This is a genomic window from Prochlorococcus sp. G5PB11, assembly GCF_059772425.1.
Genome location: NZ_CM186287.1, coordinates 168,458 through 193,622, shown reverse-complemented (window position 1 = coordinate 193,622; position 25,165 = coordinate 168,458). Strand labels below are relative to the sequence as shown.

The following is a 25,165-nucleotide window of genomic DNA, read 5'->3' as shown; positions in this document are numbered from 1 at the left end:
GTTCAAGAAAGAAGCGTAGCAAGAATTAATTTACCATCAATATTCCCTAAAGCCTCATCACAAGCTCTTTCAGGGTGTGGCATCATCCCCAAAACATTTCCCTTTTTATTTGTAATTCCAGCAATATCATAGATTGATCCATTTGGATTTTTCGCGTATCTAAGAGCCACTGAATCATCATCCTGCAATTTTTTCAAAACGTCTGAGCTACATTGATATCTCCCTTCTCCATGAGCTATGGGTAGTGAAATAGAATCATGTTTTTTATAATTTCTCATCCAAGTTGATTTTGTACTTTCAATAGATAGATTTGCTCTATCACAAATAAAATGAAGATTTTTATTTCTTGTCAAAGCTCCTTGTAGGAGACCAAGTTCAGTAAGAATTTGAAAACCATTACAAATACCAAGAACTTTTCCTCCTTTGTCAACAAAAGGTATTAAAGAATTTAATACAGGTGCAAATCTTGCTATTGCTCCACAACGTAAATAATCTCCGTAACTAAACCCCCCTGGAATGACAATTGCGTCATAACCGTTCAAATCAGTAGTTTCATGCCATAGAAAACTTGTAGAGATCCCAAGACAACCTTCAGTAGCCCATCTGACATCCCTGTCGCAGTTAGAGCCAGGAAAAACAATTATTCCGATATTCATTTTTTTTAATTAGTAGCTACTTTCTGTTCATCCTTAAACTCCAACGTCCAATCCTCAATTACGGGATTTGCAAGCAATCGATCACTCATTAATTCAATCTTCGATCGTGCATCTTCCTTATTTGCAGCTTCGATTTCAAGTTCAATAGATTTACCAATTCTTAGCTGCGTAACACCATCAATTCCTAATCTCTTAGTAGCTGACCTAGTAGCCTCTCCCGCAGGATCTAAAACTGAAGGTCTTAAATGAACAAAAACTCTTGCTTTAAATAGAGACACTTTTAAAAATTAATGGAAATTTTCCTTCTTCTTGGTTAACCCAAAGGAAAAGGCTAGAAATTTATTGTAGATAATATCTGAAAAATTTCTAATTGATATTTTCTTTTTGTTCACTTATTAGTCCTTTGCCTAAGCATGTCAGACAAGTGTGATAACAATTTGGGCTAGATTTCATATAACCATTACCACCACATTTATTGCAAGTACTTATCTTCAAAGTATTGGGAAGACTATGAACATGATTATTCTGGGTAGTGGAAACTGCATTACTCACAACAAAAAGTCGGATTAGAAACTCTTAAAATTAGGTATAAGAGAATTATCTCTTAACTCTCAAAGAATCGCGGAAATACACAAAAAAACAACCTATTTTTAATATAAATATAATAATTTGAACCGATTGATTAAAAGGAGCGCTCAATAGCTTTTTTAACTCCGCCTTTAAGACTCAGACAGACCAAATCGAGCCCAGATCTAGAAGGTCTCCAAGAATCATCATTCGAGCTTTCAAACCATGAATCAAATCTAGATCCAACCATTTGGATCTGAAGAGGCAAGGCTTTACCCTCTATCCAGCATCTTCCTTTTAATCGAAGGATTTGATATTCCGGAACAAGTTTTACAAGTAGTTTTCTCAATACATCATGGTCAATTGGGAATTCAAATCTTAAATGCTCACTGATTACATCAACATGGTCATGGTCATGGTCATGGTCATGGTCATGGTCATGGTCATGGTCATGGTCATGGTCATGGTCATTTTGATTAAGACGGAAAATATCATATTGATCACTGCTAAGGCCGAGAATCAATGAAGGTTCAATTTCCCCATTAGATATTGGCAGGATATTAGTAAAATGATTTCCCTGCTTTTTAACCTCATTCCTAACCGAAGAAAAATCTTTTGCAGAGAGCAAATCAGACCTACTAATCAGAACGAGATCAGCAGAAATCAATTGGTCCCTAAAAAGCTCATTTATTGGAGTTAAGTGGTCAAAACTATTATCATTCAAAATTTGTTCATTAATACTTTTTATATCACCTACAGGACTACCATTTGAGAGTGCATATCCATCTACCAAAGTTACGACTCCATTAATAAAAACCTTACTTCTTATTGCAGGCCAATTTAGAGCCTGCAATAAAGGCTTTGGCAATGCAAGACCACTGGTTTCAATAATGATTCCATCAAGTTGATTTGATCTAAGGAGCAAAGCTTCCATAGCAGGAAGGAAATCCTCTTGAACAGTGCAACATAAACAGCCATTATTCAATTCAACTATTCTTTCATCTACTTCATCATCAGGGCAAAAACCACAGTTTTTAAGAAGGTCTCCATCTAAGCCTACTGTCCCGAATTCATTAACAACTACTGCTAGACGTTGATTGCCTTCACTTAAAAGATGTCTCAAGAGTGTTGTTTTGCCAGAGCCTAAGAATCCTGTAACAACCGTAACTGGTAGACGACTACCACTCATTTTTATTTTTAGAAAATATCAACAACCAAGACTATAGCTGGTATCCTCGCCAGTCTTTGAATTTGCTCCGGAAGCCATAGAACATAATTCTTTTTGCTGTATTCGACTGATTACTGCATCAGTAAAATCAGCTCCGTCTATAAGTGCATCTGTGAATGTGCTTTCCATCAATAATGCACCATTGAAGTCGACATCCCTTAAGTCAGCACCCTCAAAATCAGTTGCATACGCCAATGCGTCACTAAGCTGCGCACCATGCAAATCTGCTCCATTTAATTTACTATTATTAAAAACTGCTCCAGTAAGGTTGGATTCACTAAAGTTTATTCCTTTCAGATCTAGTTTTACGAAATCATTTCCACTTAAGTCCTGGCTAGACATATCTTGAGAAATATTGAGTTCTTCTTGATTGCGAATCTCAGCAGGCGTTCTAGCGAACAGACTTTCAGCAGGGAATATAAAAACAAAGATAAGTAATACAGCAAAAACAATTGCTTTAAAATCAGAGATGAAAGAAGTTTTTTTGTTCATTGGAGCTTAAAAGGACTTTTAACAGGTAATTTAATTATTCACGTTATGGCAAATAAGGCCAAGAATGAATCATGTCAATGAGCTTAAGAGTAATAGTTCCTCCTCACCCACTCATATCACATTGGTTAACTATTTTAAGGAACCCTACTACCCCAGAAATTCTTTATGCAACAGGCCTAGAACAACTTGGCTCCTGGCTCACCTATGAAGCTATGAGAGATTGGATCCCAAGCAAAAAAGAACAGATAACTACTTCAACAGGAACCACCGAATGCTTGATTATTGATCCAAATATTCCTATTTTAGCAATTCCATATTTGCCTGCGGGGCTTGAGCTCTTTAGAGGTGCTAGGAATTTAATTCCGAATTCAAATTTATGTATTGGCGGGTTACCTAAAGAAATTGAAGAAAATGCAGGAATTATATTTTATATAGATCAAATAACAAACGGTAAACAACTATTAGAAGATTTAAATCATCTTAAAAAAAATAAAATTGATTCAAGAAGGATAAGAGTGATTACAGTATTAGCCGCTAATCAAGGTCTTAAAGAAATCGGCGAAAATATTCAAGATTTAAATATTTATTGTGCTTGTATAGATCCTGAATTAATATCGGAAAGTGAACTATCGCCTGGAATTGGTGATCCATCATTACGTATCAAAACCAGAGTCACCTCATCGGACTAGCATTTAAAGAAGTTATTCAAAGTTATGAGCCAATACCGAGATTCAAATTCAGGAAGTTTGGCATCATTAATTAGTGGTGCCGTACTAGGAGCTGCAGGCCTAGCTTGGTGGTTACTTTCTGAAGCCGAAAAAAGGCAAGAAACTAGAAAGCAAAAAGCAATGCTTTATGCACCAAGAATTCAAGATGGCTCTGAGGCAACTGAATTAGAATCAAATACTCTAGGCAATCAAAGTAATGAGCACCTTGAGCAACGTGTTGAACAGCTTAATTCGGCCATAGCAGACGTGCGTAAACAATTAGAAGATCTGGGATCTTCTAATTAATTCTAATTTTTAAACAATTAATATATAAATCAAATGCTTCGATCAAATGCGATAACACAGGGTATTCAACGGTCACCGAACAGAGCAATGCTCAGAGCGGTTGGGTTTGATGATAATGACTTTAACAAGCCAATCATTGGAATAGCTAATGGTCACAGCACAATAACCCCATGCAATATGGGATTAATGGACCTGGCAAACAGAGCAGAAGCTGCTTTAAAAGAGGCTGGTGCAATGCCTCAAACATTCGGGACCATAACTGTTAGTGACGGCATCTCTATGGGAACAGAAGGAATGAAATATTCATTGGTTTCAAGAGAAGTTATTGCAGATGCAATTGAGACAGCTTGCAATGCTCAAAGCATGGATGGTGTATTAGCAATTGGTGGATGCGACAAAAATATGCCCGGTGCAATGTTGTCAATGGCAAGAATGAATATACCTTCAATTTTTGTATATGGAGGAACAATTAAGCCTGGGAAATTAGACGGTTGCGACCTAACCGTAGTTAGTTCTTTTGAAGCTGTCGGTCAATTAACAAGTGGAAAAATAGATGAAGAACGATTAATAGCAGTTGAAAAGAATGCCATTCCAGGCCCAGGTAGTTGTGGTGGCATGTTTACTGCAAACACCATGTCTGCGGCAATTGAAACGATGGGTTTTAGTTTGCCATTCAGCTCTACTATGGCAGCTGTAGATGATGAAAAAGCAGAAAGCGCTGCTAAAAGTGCTCAGGTACTTGTCAATGCAGTTAAGGACAACATAAGACCGTTAGATTTACTCACAAAAAAAGCCTTTGAGAATGCAATCAGTGTCATCATGGCTGTTGGTGGCTCAACAAATTCTGTCCTTCACTTACTTGCTATAGCGAAGACTGCAGGAGTTAATTTAACAATCGATGACTTTGAACGTATAAGACAAACTGTTCCTGTAATTTGCGACCTCAAGCCAAGCGGTAAATACGTAACTGTAGATTTACATCAAGCTGGGGGGATACCTCAAGTAATGAAATTACTTCTCGAGGCAGGAATGCTCCATGGAGAATGCAAAACTATTGAAGGTAAAACAATTGAAGAAATTCTTTCTGATATCCCCTCAAAGCCCAAAGAGAATCAAGATGTTATTAGACCAGTATCAAACCCTATTTATAAAAAAGGACATTTAGCTATTCTTAAAGGAAATTTAGCTAGTGAAGGAAGTGTCGCGAAAATAAGTGGTGTAAAGACTCCTGTCTTAACTGGCCCCGCAAGGGTTTTTGAGAGTGAAGAAGAATGCTTAAGTGCAATCCTAGACAATAAAGTTAAAGCTGGAGATGTAGTCGTCGTTAGATATGAAGGGCCTGTAGGAGGACCAGGAATGAGGGAAATGCTTTCTCCAACTTCAGCAATTGTGGGTCAAGGCTTGGGAGAGAAAGTTGCACTTATTACTGACGGCCGATTCAGTGGCGGATCATATGGATTAGTGGTTGGCCACGTTGCTCCAGAAGCAGCCGTTGGGGGAACAATTGGATTAGTAGAGGAAGGAGACAGTATTACCGTTGACGCTAATAAATTGTTAATTCAATTGAATGTCGAAGAGAGAGAACTAGCTAGAAGGAGAGCGAATTGGGAGAAACCAAAGCCTAGATATAAGACAGGCATTCTTGGAAAGTATTCGAGATTAGTAAGTTCATCAAGCCAAGGAGCCACAACCGATCAAATATAGTTAGTTCAAGTCAATGAAGTCTTAAAAACCGTCCTAAGTCTTCTTGCAAGGGCCTCAAAAAGTTTTCCATATGAAGGCGTTTCGCATTGAACACCAGAAGAACTGTCCATCCAAATAGCATGCTTACCTTGCCAAAGTATTGGCCTATCAATTAGAGATTTCCAAGCAATAGTCATATTTACCTCATTACCGCTTTTATACACTTCAAGTTCAATATCCATAGATTCTTCTCTTTCGCCGTCTATATTCCTACATTGAATTTTAAAAATCAATTCATCAAGCTCATTATCATCAGTTAATTGATTTTCTAAAAAGACAGAATGAACATATGGCTTCATGCAAAGGTCTGCCGCTTTGGCGACTTCAGATATCCAGCTATCTTTCAAATCAGGAGTATGCACTAATTGACTTAATTAAGACTTTGATAGGACCAGCAAAAAATCCTGAGTTCATTTTGCCTGGCTGGCCAAATTTTGAATGAAGTATTTGAAATCGATTAATACATGTTGAATCAAAAATAAGAGGTAGTCGAACAGGCTTTGCTCGACGAGCCGGTTCCAAATCTTTGAAAGGTATTTTAACTGTACTAGCTCCATTTTTCTTTGTAGGTATTGATGCAACCCAGCGGATATCACCTTTTAAAAAATTTGATAGTGATAAAGGTTTCTTTTCACAAGCAATCGCAAGTTTCAACGTTCTCCCTTCTCCATAAACATCAAGAATTAATCCAGAATATTTGGAAAGATCAAAAGGTTTTTCAAAAATTGGAGAGCGGCAACTAACAAAGCCTCCACCCTCTTCAACCAAGTTCCCCTCAAGAATCAAGCCTTTATCTGATGAACGACAATTTGCAAGACTTGATCCACCCATAATTGTGTCATTCAGAGATTCCCAATCTGAAAATTCTGAACCCTGTATGAGAGGAGTTATTGAAATTTCAGTCGGTGGTAAATCAGAAATCAATTTTAAAGTACTTCTCTATTCAAATAACAATCTACCTAGAAAGATGGGCAAGCATCTTTATCAGCCAAAATAATAATTTCAGAATGTGGTGCGACTAATTTTGCAGGAGTACGTTCCCATGATTCTGACTGATCAAGGAGACGCTTAAGAGCCGTTTGTTTGGCAGATCCGCTGATTAGGAAGACAACATTATTTGCTGAACTGAGCAATTTACTGGTAAAGGTAATTCTTTTATGACCTTTACCTTCGCCAACAGTTACCAGGCTATCTCTTTCAAACAATGCATCCGAGCCAGGAAAGAGGGAGGCTGTATGACCATCATCTCCCAAGCCCAATAAAATCAAATCAAATTTTGGTGGATACACATCAAAATTGTTTTTCAAAATCTTTTCATAATGTTTAGCGCTATCTTCTGGCGTGGCTAATTCAACAGTTGAGACACGAAAAAATGATGCCTCTAGAGAAGGATTACCTTCTAATAACAATGAATTATTCAATAAAAAGCAATTACTATCTTGCGATAAACTGTCAACCCATCTTTCATCTCCGAGAAACAAATCGACTTTCTTCCAATCAATATTTTTTTTACCTAATAAAGAATAAGCAGCTTTTGGGGTGGATCCGCCACAAAGAGCAATTTTAGCCCTAGTTTTATTTTTCAAGGTTGAGTCAATGACCTGTGCAATCAAATCAGAAGAGGCAAGAGCAAGAGCGCTTTTGTCTTCTGAAACTTGGATTTCATATTTAATCATTGATATCAGTCAATCCATTCAGTATGGAAAGATCCCGCTTTGTCTACACGCTCATAGGTATGGGAGCCAAAGCAGTCTCTCATAGCCTGGACCAAGTTCTGAGGGAGCCTAGAAGTTCTAAAACTGTTTAAATAATCGAGTGTACTACTAAGACAAGGCACTGGAATACCCGCATTAGCAGCCGCAGAAACTACCTGTGTTAAACCAGAGAGACGATTATTCACCTGATCAGCAAACCAACTATCTAGAATAAGATTACTTAACTTGGGATCCTTTTTAAATGCAACCTGTATACGACTCAAAAGGGTAGATCTTATTATGCAACCACCTTTCCATATTTGAGCTATAGAGGGCATATCAAGATCGTAATCATATTCATCAGAAGCGAGTCGTAAAATGTCCATACCTTGTGCATAGCTCGCTATAGTAGCCAATACAACTGAATCCATTAACAAAGGCATGCCATCAGAAGGCTTTCCAAAATCAACAAAAGAAGGCTTATTCCCAATTAAAATTGTTTCCGCATAATTTCGTTGATCTTTCATCGAGCTCATAACCCTTCCATTCAAAGAGGCATAGATAGTTGGCACAGAAGCTCCAAGTTCAAGTGCGCTAACGACTGTCCATAAGCCAGTACCTTTTTGACCCGCCTTATCCATTATCTTTTCAACAAGATCGGAACTGTCTTCAGGATCCTTAACTCGTAAACAGGCCTCAGTAATTTCAACAAGATAGGAGGAAAGTTCTTCGGTTTTATTCCAATAGCCCATAACAGATGCCATCTCATCACCGTTCATACCACATACTCTCTTCATCAAGTCATATGCCTCAGCCAAAATTTGCTCGATACCATATTCAATTCCATTGTGAACTGTCTTGACAAAATGTCCTGAGCCCCCTGGGCCGATATAAGTCACGCAAGCCCCATCGTCAACCTGAGCCGCCATTTTGTTCAACAAACCCTCTATTGCGTCGTAAGACGTCTTTGTCCCACCAGGCATCATACTAGGTCCTTCCAATGCTCCTTTTGCTCCACCTGAAACACCCATCCCGATATATCCAAAACTCTTGCTCTCAAGTTCTTTTACTCTTCTTTCGGTATCCATAAATTGGGCATTTCCACCATCAATGAGTAAATCACCTTCCTCGAGGAAAGGCGAAATTTGATCAATGACAGCATCAGTAGCTCCACCCGCTTTGACCATCATTAATACCCTCCTGGGACGTTCCAGTTTTGATACAAATTCTTGAAGATCCTTCGCTCCTTGAATTGATTTATTTAAACCTCTACCTCGAAGAAAATCTTCAGTTTTTTGATAAGTACGGTTATAGACCACACTAGAAAAACCATTTCGCTCTGCATTCAGGACAAGGTTCTCACCCATTACTCCAAGACCGACTAATCCAAAATGTGCCTTGGTCATTAAGTTAATAAATTTCTACTTGAGTTAGTGTGACGACTGTGGAATCATTTCGCTGCATTAAAGAGCTTAATGTCAGGGATGAAGGATTCTTTAAAAAAAATTTGATAATAGAATATTAAAAACTAGGCTTATTGAATTTCTAGGACATTAAATAAAAATCAAATTATTGTTCCATCTGGAATTGTTGCATTTTTAACGATAACAACAATTCCATTACGAATATAAAAACCTTGATCTGCCCGATCAGCTTCTTCAACGTTGTCTTTGTTGACTATTGTCACGTTGTCACCTATTCGAGCGTTTTTATCGAGAATTGCTCTTTTAACAGTTGTTCCTTGTCCTACACCTAGGGGTATCCCCCCCCCATTTCTTAGAGCTATTCTCTCTTCATAAGACTCATAAAAATCAGATCCCATTACTAGAGTTTCATTTAGCACAACGTCACTTTCAATTCGACTCCTTACTCCCAAGACACAGTGGTGAATGCTACATGATTTAAGTATTGATCCCTCGGAAACTATTGAATCGGTTATTTGGGTATCTACAATTTTTGAAGGTGGCAAATATCTTGGCCTTGTATAGATAGGGAACTTCTCATCATAAAAACTAAATGGCGGGGTTGGCTGCTGTGTTAAAGCTAAATTCGATTCAAAGAATGCACCAATAGTTCCTATATCTTCCCAGTAATCATTAAAAACATAACTTTTAAGTTTGTCTCCTCTTCCTAAAGCCTCAGGAATAATTTCTTTTCCAAAATCTGTATAAGAAGGAAATTTATTTAACAAGTCAAACAGAGTAGCACGACTAAAAACATATATTCCCATAGAGGCCAAATAAGGTTTTTCCTTTGCCTCCGTTTGTTCCAATCCAAACCTTGAAGTATCTACAGCCATTGCTTTCAATGAATCACCAGTGGGTTTTTCACGAAATTCTTTAATATTTCCAGATTCATCAGTACGCATCAAACCAAATGCCTCAGCTTGCGCGGAGTCAACTGGCAAAGCTGCAACAGTTAAATCAGCTCCGGTTTTTCTATGCTGTTCAACAAATAAGCTGTAATCCATTCGATAAAGCTGATCTCCAGAAAGAATCAAATATTCATCAACATCCCACTCTTGAAAAAGCCATTGATATTTTCTAACAGCATCAGCGGTACCCTCAAACCAAGATGGTGTTTCGGGTGTTTGCTGAGCGGCTAAAACTTCAACAAAACCTTGACCAAAAGGTCCGCTCAGATTATAAGTCTGTGCAATATGCCTGTTAAGTGATGCACTATTGAATTGCGTAAGAACATACATTTTACTGATGTCCGAATTAATGCAATTACTTATGGGAATATCTATTAGTCGATATTTACCCGCTAGTGGGACGGCGGGTTTTGCTCTCATTTTTGTTAATGGATATAGGCGTGATCCTTTCCCACCGCCAAGAATGATGGCAAGTACTCTCTTCATGAAGGCACTATTAATCGGCTATTCGGAGCAAACCTACTGGATAGAGTGCTCATTAATCTAGTAAAAAGTGATATGTAGTAAAAATTTCAAAAGTAAATAACAATATCAGTTGTTTTTGGGCTTGTTTAAAGAACTAGAAACATCAAGATTAAAAAGTTTTTCAATCACGTCAAGAGAATCCCTACGTTCACTCCTTGATTGAGGTGCTCTTAATTTGGTTACGGGAGTATGAAGTATTTTGTTAATAATACCCTTGCTTAGTGCCTCAACAACTTTTCGTTCTCTAGCGGAGAAATCAGGACCCATTCGGCTCAATGCCTTCTGAAGTTCTTCTTTTCTGATTGACTCCAAACCAGACCTAAGGCAGTTAATAGTAGGTACAGCAGCTAAAGAATCCCACCATTCTAGGAAGATACGACATTCTTCATCTATCAATCCTTCTGCTTCTAAAGCGAGCTTTTGTCTTGCTTCTTGATTTCTTGAAACAACTTCTTGAAGGTCATCTACATCATGAGATTCAATCCCAGAAACTGATTTTGCATCAGAAGAAATATTTCTTGGAACTCCAATATCAATAAGTCTAAGCAAAGGTTTTCTATCAATTTTAGTCAATTTCTCAGCATCAATAATAGGCTCATTAGCAGCTGTACTTGTAAAAACAAGTGTACTTAGAGAGAGACAAGTATCAAGTTGATCTATTAATTGACAATCAATTTGAATATCGGGAAATGCTGCTGATAGCTCCTCAGCCCTTTTTTTTGTTCTATTTAGGAGAGTAAGGGAACAACATCCTTTTGATTGGAGATGCTGAAGCAACAGACGGCTCATTCTTCCGGCTCCAACAACTGCAACCTTTTCAGTTTCTAAACTCATTAATTGATCTCTTCCATGTGCTTGCCCAAGTTTTAACTGAGCTAGTTCTACAGCCGCAGAACTTATAGAAACTGCTCCAGTGCCTAGATTTGTTTCGCTTCTTACTCTTTTACCAGTACTAACTGCCTGTGTTAATAATCTATTCAAAATAGGACCTAAACTTTGATGGTCTTGGCCAAGTCGGACCATTTTCTTTACCTGAGAAAGAATTTGTCCCTCTCCTAAAACCAAACTATCCAAACCGGCAGAGACCCTCATCACATGAGAAACAGCCTTCTCTTGGACAAAGTTAAATAAATGTGGTGAAAGAATTTCATCTTCAAGACCCGAAAATTCCAGGAGAAAAGATTTAATTGCTTCTATTCCCAATTTCGGGTCCTTAACTAAGCTATAAATTTCAAGTCTGTTACATGTGCTCAAGATAGAAACTTCTAATATTTGATCAATTTTCTTTAAATTATCAAATGATTTTTCGATTAGTTCTTCTGGGATACTTAGCTTTTCACGCACTTCGACTGGGGCCGTGCGATGGCTAAGACCGACGACAGCAATATGCATAAATAGCCCCTTAGATCATTTACTTAAATCTCACTTCAAAGAGATGCTTTGAGCACCATCTTTGATGTGAACTGTATTGGTAAATCTTGCTGTTTGATCAAGCGTACTAATCACAAGACTACTAGTTCTGGTGCAATCTTTTTCAAATTTAACTCCATCAAAAAGCAATCCATCTGTGATTCCACTACCAGCAAAAGCAACATTTTCACCTGAGGCAAGTTCATTTGCTTCATAGATCTTGTCAATATCAGTTATGCCCATTTCGTTCAATCTTTTTATATTTCCCTCTTTTGTATAGTCTGCCCATTCTGATGTTTGAGCTATTGCAGGATCATAAACAAGTTGCCCCTGAAAATGCCCACCAAGTGCTCTCATTGCTGCCGCTGAAATAACCCCCTCAGGAGCAGCACCAATACCCATCAAACAATGCGTGCCAGTCCCCTCAAATCCACATGCTATGGCTGCCTGGACATCTCCATCAGAGATGGGCTGAATCCTGGCACCAGTAGACCTGATCTCGGAAACTAAATTTTTGTGCCTAGCTCTATCCATAACAACAATAGTTAAATCACTAATTGCGATCCCAAGGCAATCACTCAAGATTCTTATGTTTTCTGTAGGAGTTTTCCTGATATCAACTTTCCCCTTAGCCGCTGGAGGAGCAGCTAATTTATTCATATAAAAATCTGGAGCATTAAACAAACCTCCCCTATCTGAGGCCGCCAAAACAGCCATCGATCCACGCTGGCTATTTGCACATAAATTTGTTCCTTCACAAGGATCTACAGCGAAATCAACTCCAGGGCCTGAGCCTGATCCAACTTCTTCACCTATGTAAAGCATCGGAGCTTCATCTCTTTCTCCTTCTCCAATAACGATCCTTCCTTGCATCTGAATGGTTCCCATTCTCTTTCGCATTGCCTCAACGGCTGCGGCATCAGCCTCATCTTTTTGACCCAAACCAGTCAATTGAGCCGAAGCAATTGCAGCTTGCTCAACTACTTCAAGAATTTCTTGGACGAGAGTACGATCCACTTTTTGCAGCTAGGTAAAGAAATTTACGCCTTAAGGCAGACAATATTGTAAGTAATTGAGGGCATTGAAAAATGCTCAGAAAAAAGTACTCACAAAAAACTTATTATCTGTTGATAAGCAATAATTACTGTATCAGTGCATGGTCACACTAGAACTTGGGACCATGAATTAATAGAATCTTTGCCAAAAGACAAAAACTATGATCCAATCCATTTCGTCAGCAATTTTTTCTGAGCACCGTCCAGTTCAAATAATCCCTTCGGTCCTGCCAGCAGACTGGGCAAATATGGGGCAATGCGTAAAAGACCTTGAATTAGCAGGTGTAGACAGAATTCAATTTGATGTAATGGATGGGAACTTTGTTCCAAATCTCACATTCGGACCAGATATGATCTCCGCCTGCCGAAAATATTGCAAAGTTCCATTTGAGACTCAGCTAATGGTTAGTCAATACAACTGTGAAACCATGCTTGAGGGATATGTAGAAGCAAGTAAGGGTGCAAACGGAGAGCCAGGGGTTGTAATTGCTCATGCTGAAGCAAATGTTCATCTTCATCGAATTCTTGGAAAAATTCGTCAACTAGGAGGGTCACCCTCAGTGGCACTTAATCCTCATACTCCGATGGATATGGTGAAGGATGTTCTTGACATGGTTGATCACGTATTAGTAATGACTGTTAACCCTGGATTTGGTGGACAAGCTTACATACCAACAATGCTCAACAAAATAACTCAATTAAGAAAAATGATTTTAGAAAATGGATTCAACGTAGACATAGAAGTTGATGGTGGTATAAAAGCAGATTGGTCATTATCTCAATGCTGCGCTGCAGGGGCAAATTGTTTTATTGCAGGTAGTGGTATGTTTGCTTATCCAACCCTCAAAGAAGGATGTGATGCTCTAAGAAAAGTTGCTAATGATGCACAAAATGGAATAATCTTAGAGAAATAATTAATCAATTATCAACCACTACGCATCAAAGAACCAACCATAGCTGTGCAAGCCGACTCCTAGAAGATTGACTCCAATATAACAAATAATAATAACAAAAAAGCCTGCAATAGCAACCAATGCAGGCTTTTTGCCCTCCCATCCTTTTGTTATTCTTGTATGCAAATAAGCCGCGTAGACCAACCAACATATTAAAGCCCAAGTCTCTTTAGGATCCCAACTCCACCAACTACCCCAAGCCTCGTTAGCCCAAACAGCACCACTAATAAGACCAACTGTAAGTAATAAAAATCCAGCAGTTATTGATCTGTAACTTAAAGAATCAAGTTGCTCAGCATTTGTAAATTCGACCGGTTGTATTGAATTTAAGTTCTCATTTTTGTCATTTAAATATAATTCAGAACTTTTCCTAAATGTACCCGACCCAAAAGAGCTATTTCGCATATTAAATTGCTTATTCCAGTCAACAAGAAATACACCAAAAGACAAAATCGAACCTACTAGTAATGCCGCGTATGAACACATAATTACACTGACATGCATTACCAACCAACTAGAACGTAGTGCTGGAACTAAAGGAGCCGAAGATTGCAAATTCTCTGGCAAAACAAAACTAGCAAAACCTATTGAAAGCAATGAGATAGGAGTCGCAACCGCAGAGACAATTGGAGACTTCCATGCCCTTTCTACAAAAAGTTGAGTCAACGTACAACCCCAAGTCAAAAAGCAAAGTGATTCATAGAGATTACTAATTGGAAAATGTCCTGACTGCCACCATCTAAGTATCAATTGACTAGTTAGAAAAAGATTTGCTACTGCAACTAAAAATTTAGATTTGGTGGAATTACTGCTCCCAGCAACTGACCAAAAAGAAATAGGCAAAGCAATTAATAAAGAAAAGAAAGCTATAAATCCAAGCAGAATAACAGGATCAAAAGAAAAAATATTTAGAAGAAAATCAAGCATTTATAAAAGCTATTAGAGTTTATTTGATAATGAGCAGATCATTTGCTTGCTTGTTTTAACAAAAAACCTCCTCCTAGCATAGACAAAAAAACAGGGGTCCAAGCAGCCAGGAAAGGATTTATTATTCCTTTGACTCCGAGTGAGCTAAAACTAAAACTTAGGATGTAATAAGTAAGTATCAAAATAATACTTAATCCAAAACTTTGACTCCTGCCTCCTCCACTCTTTTGCATTACCCCAAAACTACAGCCGATCAAAGCAAAAACCGTGCAAGCAATTGGCAAAGTAAATTTTTCTTGAATTCTTACCCTCATTTTTCTTGCTTCTTTAATATTGCCACTTCTTTGATATAGCTTCATGGCAGTATTAGCCTCTCCAAGGTTCATGTCATTAGCATCTTTAGGCAATTGTGCAATATTCGTAAGTTCAGCGCCTAATGGATACAAAAAGCTCATAAATTTAGTTCTTGTGTTACTACCATCAGGAATTAAAGTCAAAATATTTCCCTCAAAAAATTCCCAATTTTTCTTATCACTATTCCAGATTCCTTTTTTCGCCTTAAGCATTTGAGTAAAACCTCGTTTAGAGAAATCAATTACTGTGACATCCAACATCTGTCCGTCAAAAAACCTTCGAGCATAAAAAAGATGAGTAACTCCTCTTTTTTTGTAGCTTGAATATGGATCTATAATTTTGCCTTTCTTTGAAAAAATAATATCCTCTCCCTGCTCATTTGCAAAAGATCTTCCTAAAGAATTAGATAAGACTATTTCAGCATTTTTATTTGCAATTGGAACAATATTGTTATTAAATACAAAAGTCATATATGACATAAATATTGATAAAATTAATCCTGGTAATACAAGTCTATAAATTGATATACCAATACTTTTTAAAGCCTTAATTTCACTATTATCATTTAGACTTCCATAAGCTAACAATGTTGAAAGTAGCATTGCCATTGGGAAAGAGATAACAATAAAGCTAGGGAGCCTTAGCATTAAAATCTTAATAGCAATAGATATCGGAAGCCCAATCTCAACTATTTTCCTTATTAGATCGAAAATAACGCCTAAAGAAAGAGAAACAACCGTAAAGGCAGCAATCGAAAAAAACAAAGGTGGTAATAATTCAAAAAAAATCCATCTATCTAACAACGGAATTACTTTCAACTTTCTTTCTAATAAGTTTTGAAATCTAGTTAAAAAAAATGTTTTTTTTAGCATAGTAATTATTCAAATGAATTGCCGAGATAATTCTCTTTTACTACTTGATTCCTCTTGAGCTTTTCAGAAGATCCATCAGCAAGGATTTCCCCTTTGTTAAGAATATAAGAGCGGTTTGTTATCGCCAACGTTGCTCTAACATTGTGATCAGTAATTAATATTCCTATATTTTTGTTTTTTAATTTCCCAATTAAATTCTGTAGATCATTAATAGCAATAGGATCTACTCCCGCGAAAGGCTCATCTAAAAGTAAGTATTTGGGACCTAATCTTCCTACAGCTAAAGCTCTGGCTACTTCACATCTGCGCCTTTCTCCACCTGAAAGTTGATGGCCAAAACGATAAAGAAAAGATACTAAATTAAATTCCTCGATCAATTCTTCACGTTTTTTCCTATGCAAAGATATTGATAATTTAGCTTGAGAAAGAGCAATATCCAAATTCTCAATAACTGTAAGGTTTCTGAAAACACTTGGTTCTTGGGGTAAATAGCCAATACCAAATTGAACTCTTTTTGTCATTGAGAAGTTTTTTATACTCTTTCCCTCCAAGTAAATATTGCCTTTGTTTGGCTTAATCAACCCCACAATCATATTAAAAGTACTTGTCTTACCTGCGCCATTTGGGCCCAAAAGACCAACCACCTCACCACGATTAACATTTAAAGTGACGTCTTTTACTATATTTCTCTTGGATAAGGTTAAATCCAAACTCTCAATAACTAGAGTCATTTCATTAAAACCTATCAGGGAAAAGCTTATACATAAGAATTATCTAATAATAAATTATACATAACATCTACAAAATTAATCAATAATCCTTTCAACCCAATACAAGTAGAATCTCTCTGAATCATGAAAGGAATTTTCAAATTTAGAATCGGCAATTACACTAAATTCATCAAAATAAAGAGATTCACCTGGCTCCAGATTACTGATAGCTGATTCCTTACTTAAAAGTAATAATAATTTATTTACATTGGGGAATTTATCTAAATAAACTTGAACTGCATCTAGTGTCTTATTTCTTTCTAATTTAACCCTATTAGCCCACTGTGCATAACTACCAAATCCATTCAACTCAGGTAAATAGAATTCTCTAGAAAGGTATCCTGATACAGTCGCCACTTCAACATCTCTCGTAGCAAATATTGGGGAATCCTGCCATCCTTTAGCTTCTATATATTCAGCGGTTGCCTTTCCACCCGAATAAGGCAAAAGAAAATCATTTAAGACCATATGCACACCAACAACCATATGAATGGTTAAACAAAAAGTTAGCAACCTTGGGAAATACAATAAATTACCCTTAGTGAAAAGATTTTGATTACTTGAAGAGTTAAATTGTTGCTCTTGATTTGATTGTGATAACCAGACTGATGAGATAATCAAAAGGAAGTAATATCCATAATGTCTTGATCCAATACCCAAATATAAAAAATAGTTAAAAAGAAATAAAAAAACTAAACCACTAAAAAAATAAATCAAAGCCTGGGGATAATGTTTAATAAAGGCAATTGTACTTACCAGGAAAAACAAAGTAATTAAGGCACAGATAACTAGATCGAAAAACCTACTTGAATCAGGGATGATAAGAACATACCCACCAAAAAGCTGTCCTATTACTCTTAGAAAATGACGAAAATCGAATACGGAAGAAACTAATTTAATGGAATCTTTTACTTGGAAAAGACTAAAAGCTCCAAAACACAATAAAGCTAAAGAAATAGCGGCACTTGAAATCAAATCATAAATCCATTTTTTATTTCTCATATAGTTTTCTCTTTGAATAGGGTTTACAAACCAATCAAATACAAGAGTCATTCCTATTGCGAATGCTAATGACCATGAAAAAGCTTGTGTATTAGCCAAAAGGCCAATACATAAAGCAAATGGAATATAGGTTTTTTGTTTTAAATTATAAATAGAACAAAAAATAAATATGATTAATTCTGCAATTACATAATGACGACACACAAAGAAATATTCCCAAAAAGGAAAATATCCAAAAGTAAATAAAGATTTAGTTAATAAATTAAAAGGGCTAAATCTCCAAAAAAGTAAAATCGCTAAACTACCTAAAACCCAATGCAAAAGTTGCATACTTATCGGTGTACCAGTAATATTTTTCGAAAAATAAACTAATAGTGACCAGAGGATAGGATGCCCAGATGGTGCGTTATTTCTCCATAAATCTATCAAATTATCGCTTTGCCAAGCTACAAGCCATCCTTGCATTTCATCTCTCCAAAGTGCATGATTAAATGCACCGAATAAACCTATTATTATAAACAAACAAGGTAAAAATATCTCATAAAATTTCTTACCAGATAATTGTACTTGATTGATTCTTTTAAATTCCATTTTAGTTAACGAGGGATGCGTTCTATATATTTAAATTAATCAAAATTTAATTTTTATTTTTTTAATTAAAATAAAGCTAAAAAATATAACAATAAAATTATATTAACTCATCTCACTTTTAATAGCAAAAGAGTAAGAGGCTTAACAAGGTTTTTATAGGAAATAGAGAACTGGCAAGCTGCAATTAGCTAAGTCATTACCAATTTGAAGAAATTCCAATCTCCTGCTGATGCATTTACAAAGTCCTACAATATCTAATCCTAAATTATTTAATTGATATCTTTTTAACCTACCCAATGCTTCTCCATAAAGTATTGTTGCACCATTGGTATTACTATTTTCTAAATGCACTTGTGCAACAGCAACTTGCAATATGCCCTGTATCAACTGTCTTTCAGCTCCGCCAGTCTCATGCCATATCTCTTCAAAGACATCATGAGCTTGATACCATTGACAAGAATTAAATAATTTCATTCCTATTTCAAAACGAGAATCATTTATAAATAAATCATCCTGTTTATCTATTAGGATCATTATTTTTTCAAATTTTTCTTTGCATTAACTTTTCTCAACCTTATAGATTCTGGTGTAACTTCCAACATTTCTCCTGGTCCAATATATTCAAGTGCTCTTTCTAATGTCATTTCAATTGGGGATTGCAATTGATCTAACTCATCTGCACCAGCTGATCTCATATTGGTAAGTTGTTTAGCCTTGCAAATATTTAATTCAAGATCTTGTGGGCGATTATTCTCCCCAATAATCATTCCTTTATAAACTTTAGCTCCAGGAGTAATAAAAAATTGTCCACGGTCTTCTGCATTTTTTAAGGAATAAAAAGTAGCTACACCCTCCTCAAATGAAATAAGTACTCCATTTCTCCTTTGTTCAAAATCTCCAACAGATGGCCTGTATTCAAAAAATGAATGGCTCATAATCCCTTCACCCCTGGTTGCACGAATAAATTCACCCCTAAATCCAATTAAGCCTCTTGATGGAATAACAAATTCAAGTTGGGTTCTATGATCCGTGCCCGTTTCCATATTTTGCATTTCACCTTTTCTGACACCAAGGCTTTCAATACAAGCGCCAACGGAAGCTTCTGGGACATCAAGGACTAGGGTCTCAACAGGTTCGCATTTAATTTCATCAATGGTCCGAAAAATTACTTGTGGTTGAGAAACTTGAAATTCATAACCCTCTCTTCTCATGGTCTCGATCAGAATTCCTAGATGTAACTCTCCTCTTCCGCTTACAGAAAAGCGATCAGGTGAATCTGTATCCTCTACTCTTAATGCAACATTAGTAAGAAGTTCTTTGTTTAAACGATCCCTTAGCTGACGACTGGTAACAAACTTGCCCTCTTTCCCTGCAAATGGAGAATCATTTACAACAAAAGTCATCTGCAATGTTGGTTCATCTACCTTTATTAGAGGTAAAGGCTTTGGTTCATCAGGACAAGCTACAGTTTCTCCAATAGAAACATCCTCAAATCCAGCCAAGGCAACTATATCGCCAGCATTTGCTTCGTCTATTTCAATTCTTTTTAATCCTTTAAATCCTAATAGTTTGTTAATCCTTCCTTTTTTTAGGCTCCCATCTTCTTTTATCAAGCATGTCCTTTGACCATTTTTAATTACACCATTATGTACTCTCCCAATAATAATTGTTCCTAAAAAATCTGAGTAATCAAGAGTGGTGACTTGTAATTGTAAAGGCTTATTCTGATCCCCAACAGGAGGAGGGACCTGCCTAATAATTGCATCAAATAAAGGTTTCATATTATCGCTTTCACTTTTTACTTCAGTCTTTGCAAAACCACCCAATCCACTTCCAAACAAATAAGGAAAATCACACTGATCATCATCCGCTCCTAATTCCAAAAATAGATCTAAAACTTTATCTACCGCGGTTTCAGGCTCTACTCTTGCACGATCAATTTTATTCACAAAAACAATAGGTCTTAAGCCCTGCTCTAAAGCTTTTTTCAGAACGAATCGGGTTTGCGGCATTGGTCCCTCGTTCGCATCAACCACAAGAAGACAGCCATCTACCATACCCAAAACCCTCTCGACTTCTCCTCCAAAATCAGCGTGACCTGGTGTGTCGACAATGTTTATCCGGGTATCGTTGTATGTGACAGCTGTGTTTTTCGAAAGGATAGTTATGCCTCTTTCACGTTCCAAATCGTTTGAATCCATAGCACAAGTTGGGACTTCCTCATTATCTCGAAAAGTTCCAGATTGATTTAAAAGTGCATCAACCAAAGTTGTCTTACCGTGATCAACATGAGCAATTATTGCGATATTCCTTATGGCTTGTATATCAAAACTCATAATTTAAAAAAATTAAAAATTCTTTGATTAATAGAGACATAAAGAATATCTCACCGTGACTTCATTTAGCTGTTTTAAATGCCAATTAAAATATCGAATATAAAATTGGAAGTAAAAAAATTTAAGTCAAAGTTATTTGAATTTTGTAATTTTATTGGCAGCCTCAAATTTTCTCAAAGCATTAACAGTCCCTTCAAATCTCCAATGCCATGGCTCATAAGTTACTCCTTGTTTGTTATTAGGTGGAAAAGAAAGAACGAAATGATATTTAGGAGCAAACCTCTTCATCCATTTAAAAGCAGGCGTTTGTTCAAATTCAACCTCAAAATGAGTCTCTGGGAAATTCCCATCACCAACATCAATTGCATACCCTGTGCTGTGTTCAGAATAGCCAGGAGGAGCTGAATCCATTGAGCGCTCAACTGCAGTTTGATTTCTAATAGATTTATTTTCATAAAAAATTTCTCTTTGCAAATCTATTGATCTAAAACCACTTAATAGTTGTAGAGAAATCCCTCTTTGGGCCGCCATAAATTGCATTTCCTTAAAATTTTCATAAATTTCTTTATGTACGTAAATACCTGAAGAGAAAAGAATTAAATCATTTTTTGTAGCCTCAGGATAAGGAAGATGGCCCAACAAACTTTTATTTTGATTTGTCTCAGTAGAGTTAATCGAATCATCTAAAGATTTTGTTTGGCTTAAAAATGATTTATCAGCTAAAAACGTTAAGGATATCCCAAGTCCTACGAATAGAAGTCCAAAACGCAAAAAAGACTTACTAGTAATGGTTTTGATGGATCTAATCCTTTTGGCTAGCGGGATTTCGTCTTGATAATTCATATGATCTGCTTATGGTCAAAACAATAGGAATTCACATAAATGATGTTTCGATAGTAACGAGTATCTCCAATCTTTATACTTTCTATGAGATAAGGATGTAAGTTTTATATGTAGAGAACTAAATTTTTCATCCAAAGATGTTAAGAGTTGCTGTTATTGGTGGTGGTCCAAGTGGATCATGCGCTGCAGAGATTTTAGCTAAAGCGGGAATTAAAACTTGGATTTTCGAGAGAAAGCTTGATAATGCAAAACCATGTGGAGGGGCGATTCCATTGTGTATGGTTTCTGAATTTGACCTTCCTGAATCAATTATTGATAGGAAAGTCAGGAACATGAAAATGATATCCCCATCAAACAGAGAAGTAGATATTATCTTGGATGATATTTATCCAGGAAGTGATAAAGAGTATATAGGCATGTTGAGACGTGAAGTAATGGATTCATTTATGAGAAATCGCGCCGCAGAACTTGGCGCAACATTAGTAAATGGATTGGTATCAAAAATAGAAACTGGTACAAACAAACAAGGTCCATATACCCTTCATTACACCGAAATCCTTAACGACCAAAATGAAGAGAAAGGTAAACAACTTGAGGTTGATTTAATTATTGGGGCAGATGGTGCAACAAGCAGAGTTGCAAAAGCAATGGATGCTGGTGATTATAACTATGCAGTAGCAATTCAAGAAAGAATAAAACTTCCTAAAGAGGAAATGAAGTATTACGAAGACAGGGCTGAAATGTATGTAGGCACTGATGTATCGCCAGATTTCTATGGTTGGGTCTTTCCAAAATACGACCATGTTGCTGCTGGAACAGGAACAATGAAACAAAATGGTGGTTTAATAAAAAGCCTTCAGATTGGTGTCAGAGAAAGAGCAAAGAAGAGACTCGTAAACGGAGAAGTAATCAAAGTAGAAGCTCATCCAATCCCTGAACATCCCAGGCCAAGGAGAGTTGTAGGGAGGATGGCTCTAGTTGGTGATGCCGCAGGTTATGTAACAAAAAGCTCAGGAGAGGGGATTTATTTTGCTGCCAAAAGCGGAAGAATGTGTGCCGAGCAGATCGTTGAATCAAGTCAAAATGGAAAAATTATACCCACAGAAAATGATCTCAAAAAATATTTAAAGAAATGGGATAAAAAGTATGGAACTACTTATACAGTTTTAGATATTCTCCAAAGAATTTTCTACACAAGTGATGGAGCAAGGGAAGCCTTTGTTGAAATGTGTGGTGACATGGATGTTCAAAGACTTACATTTGATAGTTATCTATACAAAACTGTAGTTGCAATGAAGCCGCTTCAACAATTAAAACTCACTCTATTAACAATTGGTTCCGTTTTAAGAGGTAAGGCCCTAGCACCAAGCACATACAAGCCAGTACCTAGTGCAGTTAGAGATGATAAAGAAGTTAATAAAATGTTGGCAGTAAGTTCAATTAAAGGTGGTATAAAAACCAGTAAGAAATAATATACATAATCAACTTAGCTTGCTAAAGTCAGCAAGCTTCAAAGACTGATTTCGAAGAATCGTTAGTAGATTAAGCCTATTATTTCTTAAATTAATATCATCGGTCATAACCATTACACTTTCATCTCCATCAAAAAAGTAGGCCAAGGTCTCAGCACTTGATACTAGACCTTCAGCCAACAATTTATATTTTAAACGATCACAATTAGTGGCTAAAGGTTTTAATTTCTCTAAAACATTTAACATTTGGCTTTCACAACCCTTTTCAAATAATGACTTATCGACAAACCCTAAAGGATCTATCACATCATTGGCTATTGAACTTTTTTCTGCCAACTTAGAGGCCCTAGACACTACAGCTTGCAACAAATTAAGTGTATTATTTTTTCGCATATCCATTAATAATGAAGCACGAAAATCAACATCTGTTGGATCATCTAATAATTTTGATGTTGAAGTTGTATCTCCCGAAATTGCCTGAATAATATCAAAGTCTATATCTTTCTCTTCTAATAGACTAATTATTCTTTGACGAAAGAATTCCTTTAGCTCACACGTAAGACTATTTATTTCAAAAGAAAGAGAAGGAAAGACCTGCTTCCAATATATTAGTGAATCATTTATTATTTCATTAATATTTAATTGCCAATCTTTATTCCACAAAATCAACAATATTCCATTAGCTGCCCTCCGTAAGGCATATGGATCAGATGATCCAGAAGGTCTTTCGCCTTTAGCATAAATGCTGAAAAGTAATTCAAAACGTTCAGCCAATGAAACGGCATTTCCAAGATTATTTGAGGGAAGAGAGTCTGAACTACCTTTGGGTTTGTAATGTTCTAAAACTCCAAGGCATACATCTCTAGATTCACCCTCATGAAGTAAGTACTTAGATCCAATAATTCCTTGCAACTCTGGAAATTCGTCAACCATGTTACTAACTAAATCATGTTTACAAAAATGTGCAACTTTAACAGATTTATCAATATCCTCTTGAACAAATCTAAGTTTTGATGTCAATAATTTCGCAAGCCATTCAATCCGATTTACACGGTCATATAAAGAGCCTAATCCTTGAGCAAAAGTTACATCTTTTAATTTATCAATACGCGACGAGCTATTCATTAATAAATCTAATTTTATAAAAAATGAAGCATCAGAAAACCTTGCTTTTAATACTTTTTCATTTCCTAAAATAATATTTTCTTTTGCTGAAGATAATCCATTGCTAATACAAAAAAAGCTAGGCACTAATACGTCTCTTGAGTTAAGTAACAATGGATCTGAATCAACATTTACTTTATATATTGGTATGTATCTTTGATGAACCTTCATCACTGTGGACAAAACCTCAGGAGGCAAATCGAGGTAAGAATCATCAAACCCTCCAGTCACAAGCAAAGGAGATTCAACTAAATCTGTAAGTTCTTTTAAAAGAGGTTCAGTAAGATCTGCCTTAACTTTTTTAAGTATTTCTTGATTGAGAACTAAATCATTGATTTCGGAAAGACGAGTATTCCTATCAACTGTGACTCCAGCATCCTTCAATTGATCAAAATAAGTTTTCGCATTCTTTATGGTTAATTCTGATCCATGTAACCTATGTGGTCTTGTGGTATTGCTAACTTGAATTTCCGGATCGCAACCAGAGAGAGTAAAAGGTAAAACCTCTGAATCAATCAAAGAGACAATCCAACGTATAGGTCTGGAAAAGCGGAAATCACCTTTACCCCATCTCATAAACCTTCTTCCCTGAATTTTAGTGATCCAACCAGGTAAAGATTCAGCCAACAATCTCTCAACAGGCTTTCCTTTTTCAATTAAATTAGCGAAAACGAATGAACCCTTTGGCGTTTCTCGAATCTCTAAGTTTTCAGGCGCCAGACCATATCTTTTAGCAAAACCAATAGCTGCTTTTGTAGGTTTACCATCATGAAAAGCTTGAGAAAAAGGGGGGCCTTTTCGTTCTGCAATATTATCCTCAGAGAATGGAGCAATCCCTTCAATTGTTAATGCGATTCTTCTTGGAGTAGTAGTAACTCTTATTTCACTAAATTTTATTGGATAAGAATTCAAGTCATTATTTACATTTAATTCAAGCTGAGAAATAACAGATTCAGCCAAATCTGCTGGCAATTCCTCAGTACCGATTTCTAAAAGGTAAGTAGACAAAAAAATTTCCTTATATTCATAACAAGATTAGATCTAAATCTGAATTACTTCTACATTCTGTGTCCTAGAAAAAATTTAATATTCAACAAATGGAGCTTTGATCACCAATAGCTTTA

24 protein-coding genes are annotated in these 25,165 nt (G+C 36.4%); 5 read left to right on the top strand and 19 right to left on the bottom strand.

Annotation, left to right across the window (positions count from 1 at the left end; translation table 11 throughout):
- Positions 1-2 precede the first annotated feature (2 nt).
- From purQ to AC6EI0_RS00960, 4 genes are all read right to left on the bottom strand, one after another.
- On the bottom strand, positions 3-656 hold the full coding sequence (gene purQ, locus AC6EI0_RS00975; protein ID WP_498522671.1) for a phosphoribosylformylglycinamidine synthase subunit PurQ: 654 nt from the start codon (positions 654-656) through the stop codon (positions 3-5).
- 5 nt (positions 657-661) lie between these two features.
- Positions 662-934, bottom strand: coding sequence for a phosphoribosylformylglycinamidine synthase subunit PurS (gene purS / locus AC6EI0_RS00970; RefSeq protein ID WP_498522670.1), 273 nt, complete (start codon positions 932-934; stop codon positions 662-664).
- Between the two features lie 404 nt (positions 935-1,338).
- The gene (gene cobW, locus AC6EI0_RS00965) at positions 1,339-2,412 is read right to left on the bottom strand and encodes a cobalamin biosynthesis protein CobW (RefSeq protein ID WP_498522669.1); all 1,074 of its coding nucleotides are present in this window, start codon (positions 2,410-2,412) and stop codon (positions 1,339-1,341) included.
- Between the two features lie 18 nt (positions 2,413-2,430).
- The gene (locus AC6EI0_RS00960) at positions 2,431-2,943 is read right to left on the bottom strand and encodes a pentapeptide repeat-containing protein (RefSeq protein WP_498522668.1); all 513 of its coding nucleotides are present in this window, start codon (positions 2,941-2,943) and stop codon (positions 2,431-2,433) included.
- Between the two features lie 71 nt (positions 2,944-3,014).
- On the opposite strand from AC6EI0_RS00960, the gene AC6EI0_RS00955 reads away from it, so the two are divergent.
- Genes AC6EI0_RS00955 through ilvD form a run of 3 tightly spaced genes read left to right on the top strand, consistent with a single transcriptional unit; the run spans position 3,015 to position 5,660 of the window.
- Positions 3,015-3,632 carry a uracil phosphoribosyltransferase gene (locus tag AC6EI0_RS00955; RefSeq protein WP_498522667.1) on the top strand — a complete coding sequence of 206 codons (618 nt, stop codon included), beginning with the start codon at positions 3,015-3,017 and terminating at the stop codon, positions 3,630-3,632.
- Between the two features lie 24 nt (positions 3,633-3,656).
- A complete protein-coding gene (locus AC6EI0_RS00950; protein WP_413682570.1) occupies positions 3,657-3,956 on the top strand; it encodes a hypothetical protein in 300 nt (99 codons plus the stop codon).
- A gap of 33 nt (positions 3,957-3,989) precedes the next feature.
- Positions 3,990-5,660: a dihydroxy-acid dehydratase gene (gene ilvD / locus AC6EI0_RS00945; RefSeq protein ID WP_498522666.1), complete on the top strand. Its 1,671-nt coding sequence runs from the start codon at positions 3,990-3,992 to the stop codon at positions 5,658-5,660.
- A gap of 5 nt (positions 5,661-5,665) precedes the next feature.
- On the opposite strand, the gene AC6EI0_RS00940 is transcribed toward ilvD, so the two are convergent.
- The 7 genes from AC6EI0_RS00940 to glpX form a co-directional block, all read right to left on the bottom strand.
- Positions 5,666-6,061 (bottom strand): DUF8659 family protein, encoded by a 396-nt coding sequence (locus AC6EI0_RS00940; RefSeq protein WP_498522665.1) that lies wholly within the window; start codon positions 6,059-6,061, stop codon positions 5,666-5,668.
- Positions 6,048-6,623, bottom strand: a complete 576-nt coding sequence (locus AC6EI0_RS00935) for a CIA30 family protein (protein WP_498522664.1) — start codon at positions 6,621-6,623, stop codon at positions 6,048-6,050. The genes AC6EI0_RS00940 and AC6EI0_RS00935 overlap by 14 nt, the downstream gene beginning before the upstream one ends.
- A 35-nt stretch (positions 6,624-6,658) precedes the next feature.
- Complete coding sequence (pgl, locus tag AC6EI0_RS00930; protein ID WP_498522663.1) at positions 6,659-7,375, bottom strand: 6-phosphogluconolactonase; 717 nt, start codon at positions 7,373-7,375, stop codon at positions 6,659-6,661.
- 5 nt (positions 7,376-7,380) lie between these two features.
- Entirely contained in the window at positions 7,381-8,799 is a 1,419-nt protein-coding gene (gene gnd / locus AC6EI0_RS00925; protein WP_498522662.1) for an NADP-dependent phosphogluconate dehydrogenase, read from the bottom strand.
- 158 nt (positions 8,800-8,957) lie between these two features.
- Positions 8,958-10,253 carry a glucose-1-phosphate adenylyltransferase gene (locus tag AC6EI0_RS00920; RefSeq protein ID WP_498522661.1) on the bottom strand — a complete coding sequence of 432 codons (1,296 nt, stop codon included), beginning with the start codon at positions 10,251-10,253 and terminating at the stop codon, positions 8,958-8,960.
- A gap of 105 nt (positions 10,254-10,358) precedes the next feature.
- Entirely contained in the window at positions 10,359-11,684 is a 1,326-nt protein-coding gene (locus AC6EI0_RS00915; protein ID WP_498522660.1) for a glutamyl-tRNA reductase, read from the bottom strand.
- A 30-nt stretch (positions 11,685-11,714) separates the two neighbouring features.
- The gene (gene glpX, locus AC6EI0_RS00910) at positions 11,715-12,719 is read right to left on the bottom strand and encodes a class II fructose-bisphosphatase (protein ID WP_498522659.1); all 1,005 of its coding nucleotides are present in this window, start codon (positions 12,717-12,719) and stop codon (positions 11,715-11,717) included.
- Between the two features lie 199 nt (positions 12,720-12,918).
- On the opposite strand from glpX, the gene rpe reads away from it, so the two are divergent.
- The gene (rpe, locus tag AC6EI0_RS00905) at positions 12,919-13,671 is read left to right on the top strand and encodes a ribulose-phosphate 3-epimerase (RefSeq protein WP_498520766.1); all 753 of its coding nucleotides are present in this window, start codon (positions 12,919-12,921) and stop codon (positions 13,669-13,671) included.
- A gap of 18 nt (positions 13,672-13,689) precedes the next feature.
- On the opposite strand, the gene ccsB is transcribed toward rpe, so the two are convergent.
- The 7 genes from ccsB to AC6EI0_RS00870 all read right to left on the bottom strand — a co-directional run bounded on the left by ccsB (position 13,690) and on the right by AC6EI0_RS00870 (position 21,405).
- Positions 13,690-14,637, bottom strand: coding sequence for a c-type cytochrome biogenesis protein CcsB (gene ccsB, locus AC6EI0_RS00900; protein WP_498522658.1), 948 nt, complete (start codon positions 14,635-14,637; stop codon positions 13,690-13,692).
- Positions 14,638-14,675: 38 nt separating this feature from the next.
- The gene (locus AC6EI0_RS00895) at positions 14,676-15,863 is read right to left on the bottom strand and encodes an LptF/LptG family permease (protein ID WP_498522657.1); all 1,188 of its coding nucleotides are present in this window, start codon (positions 15,861-15,863) and stop codon (positions 14,676-14,678) included.
- A gap of 5 nt (positions 15,864-15,868) precedes the next feature.
- Positions 15,869-16,594, bottom strand: coding sequence for an LPS export ABC transporter ATP-binding protein (gene lptB, locus AC6EI0_RS00890; RefSeq protein ID WP_498522656.1), 726 nt, complete (start codon positions 16,592-16,594; stop codon positions 15,869-15,871).
- 75 nt (positions 16,595-16,669) lie between these two features.
- Entirely contained in the window at positions 16,670-18,226 is a 1,557-nt protein-coding gene (locus AC6EI0_RS00885; RefSeq protein ID WP_498522655.1) for a hypothetical protein, read from the bottom strand.
- A gap of 153 nt (positions 18,227-18,379) precedes the next feature.
- Positions 18,380-18,760, bottom strand: coding sequence for a DUF309 domain-containing protein (locus AC6EI0_RS00880; protein WP_498522654.1), 381 nt, complete (start codon positions 18,758-18,760; stop codon positions 18,380-18,382).
- Entirely contained in the window at positions 18,760-20,562 is a 1,803-nt protein-coding gene (gene typA, locus AC6EI0_RS00875; protein WP_498522653.1) for a translational GTPase TypA, read from the bottom strand. Before typA ends, AC6EI0_RS00880 begins: the two co-directional genes overlap by 1 nt.
- Before the next feature lie 132 nt (positions 20,563-20,694).
- Positions 20,695-21,405: a M15 family metallopeptidase gene (locus AC6EI0_RS00870; RefSeq protein WP_498522652.1), complete on the bottom strand. Its 711-nt coding sequence runs from the start codon at positions 21,403-21,405 to the stop codon at positions 20,695-20,697.
- Positions 21,406-21,542: 137 nt separating this feature from the next.
- On the opposite strand from AC6EI0_RS00870, the gene chlP reads away from it, so the two are divergent.
- The gene (gene chlP, locus AC6EI0_RS00865) at positions 21,543-22,877 is read left to right on the top strand and encodes a geranylgeranyl reductase (RefSeq protein ID WP_498522651.1); all 1,335 of its coding nucleotides are present in this window, start codon (positions 21,543-21,545) and stop codon (positions 22,875-22,877) included.
- Positions 22,878-22,886: 9 nt separating this feature from the next.
- On the opposite strand, the gene glyS is transcribed toward chlP, so the two are convergent.
- Positions 22,887-25,049 carry a glycine--tRNA ligase subunit beta gene (glyS, locus tag AC6EI0_RS00860; RefSeq protein ID WP_498522650.1) on the bottom strand — a complete coding sequence of 721 codons (2,163 nt, stop codon included), beginning with the start codon at positions 25,047-25,049 and terminating at the stop codon, positions 22,887-22,889.
- Positions 25,050-25,165: the final 116 nt, after the last annotated feature.

Coding starts and splice junctions, on each gene's coding strand:
- purQ (WP_498522671.1), bottom strand. CDS start 656: ATGAATATCGGAATAATTGTTTTTCCTGGCTCTAACTGCGACAGGGAT.
- cobW (WP_498522669.1), bottom strand. CDS start 2,412: ATGAGTGGTAGTCGTCTACCAGTTACGGTTGTTACAGGATTCTTAGGC.
- AC6EI0_RS00960 (WP_498522668.1), bottom strand. CDS start 2,943: ATGAACAAAAAAACTTCTTTCATCTCTGATTTTAAAGCAATTGTTTTT.
- AC6EI0_RS00955 (WP_498522667.1), top strand. CDS start 3,015: ATGTCAATGAGCTTAAGAGTAATAGTTCCTCCTCACCCACTCATATCA.
- AC6EI0_RS00950 (WP_413682570.1), top strand. CDS start 3,657: ATGAGCCAATACCGAGATTCAAATTCAGGAAGTTTGGCATCATTAATT.
- ilvD (WP_498522666.1), top strand. CDS start 3,990: ATGCTTCGATCAAATGCGATAACACAGGGTATTCAACGGTCACCGAAC.
- pgl (WP_498522663.1), bottom strand. CDS start 7,375: ATGATTAAATATGAAATCCAAGTTTCAGAAGACAAAAGCGCTCTTGCT.
- gnd (WP_498522662.1), bottom strand. CDS start 8,799: ATGACCAAGGCACATTTTGGATTAGTCGGTCTTGGAGTAATGGGTGAG.
- AC6EI0_RS00920 (WP_498522661.1), bottom strand. CDS start 10,253: ATGAAGAGAGTACTTGCCATCATTCTTGGCGGTGGGAAAGGATCACGC.
- AC6EI0_RS00915 (WP_498522660.1), bottom strand. CDS start 11,684: ATGCATATTGCTGTCGTCGGTCTTAGCCATCGCACGGCCCCAGTCGAA.
- rpe (WP_498520766.1), top strand. CDS start 12,919: ATGATCCAATCCATTTCGTCAGCAATTTTTTCTGAGCACCGTCCAGTT.
- ccsB (WP_498522658.1), bottom strand. CDS start 14,637: ATGCTTGATTTTCTTCTAAATATTTTTTCTTTTGATCCTGTTATTCTG.
- AC6EI0_RS00895 (WP_498522657.1), bottom strand. CDS start 15,863: ATGCTAAAAAAAACATTTTTTTTAACTAGATTTCAAAACTTATTAGAA.
- lptB (WP_498522656.1), bottom strand. CDS start 16,594: ATGACTCTAGTTATTGAGAGTTTGGATTTAACCTTATCCAAGAGAAAT.
- AC6EI0_RS00885 (WP_498522655.1), bottom strand. CDS start 18,226: ATGGAATTTAAAAGAATCAATCAAGTACAATTATCTGGTAAGAAATTT.
- AC6EI0_RS00880 (WP_498522654.1), bottom strand. CDS start 18,760: ATGATCCTAATAGATAAACAGGATGATTTATTTATAAATGATTCTCGT.
- typA (WP_498522653.1), bottom strand. CDS start 20,562: ATGAGTTTTGATATACAAGCCATAAGGAATATCGCAATAATTGCTCAT.
- AC6EI0_RS00870 (WP_498522652.1), bottom strand. CDS start 21,405: ATGAATTATCAAGACGAAATCCCGCTAGCCAAAAGGATTAGATCCATC.
- chlP (WP_498522651.1), top strand. CDS start 21,543: ATGTTAAGAGTTGCTGTTATTGGTGGTGGTCCAAGTGGATCATGCGCT.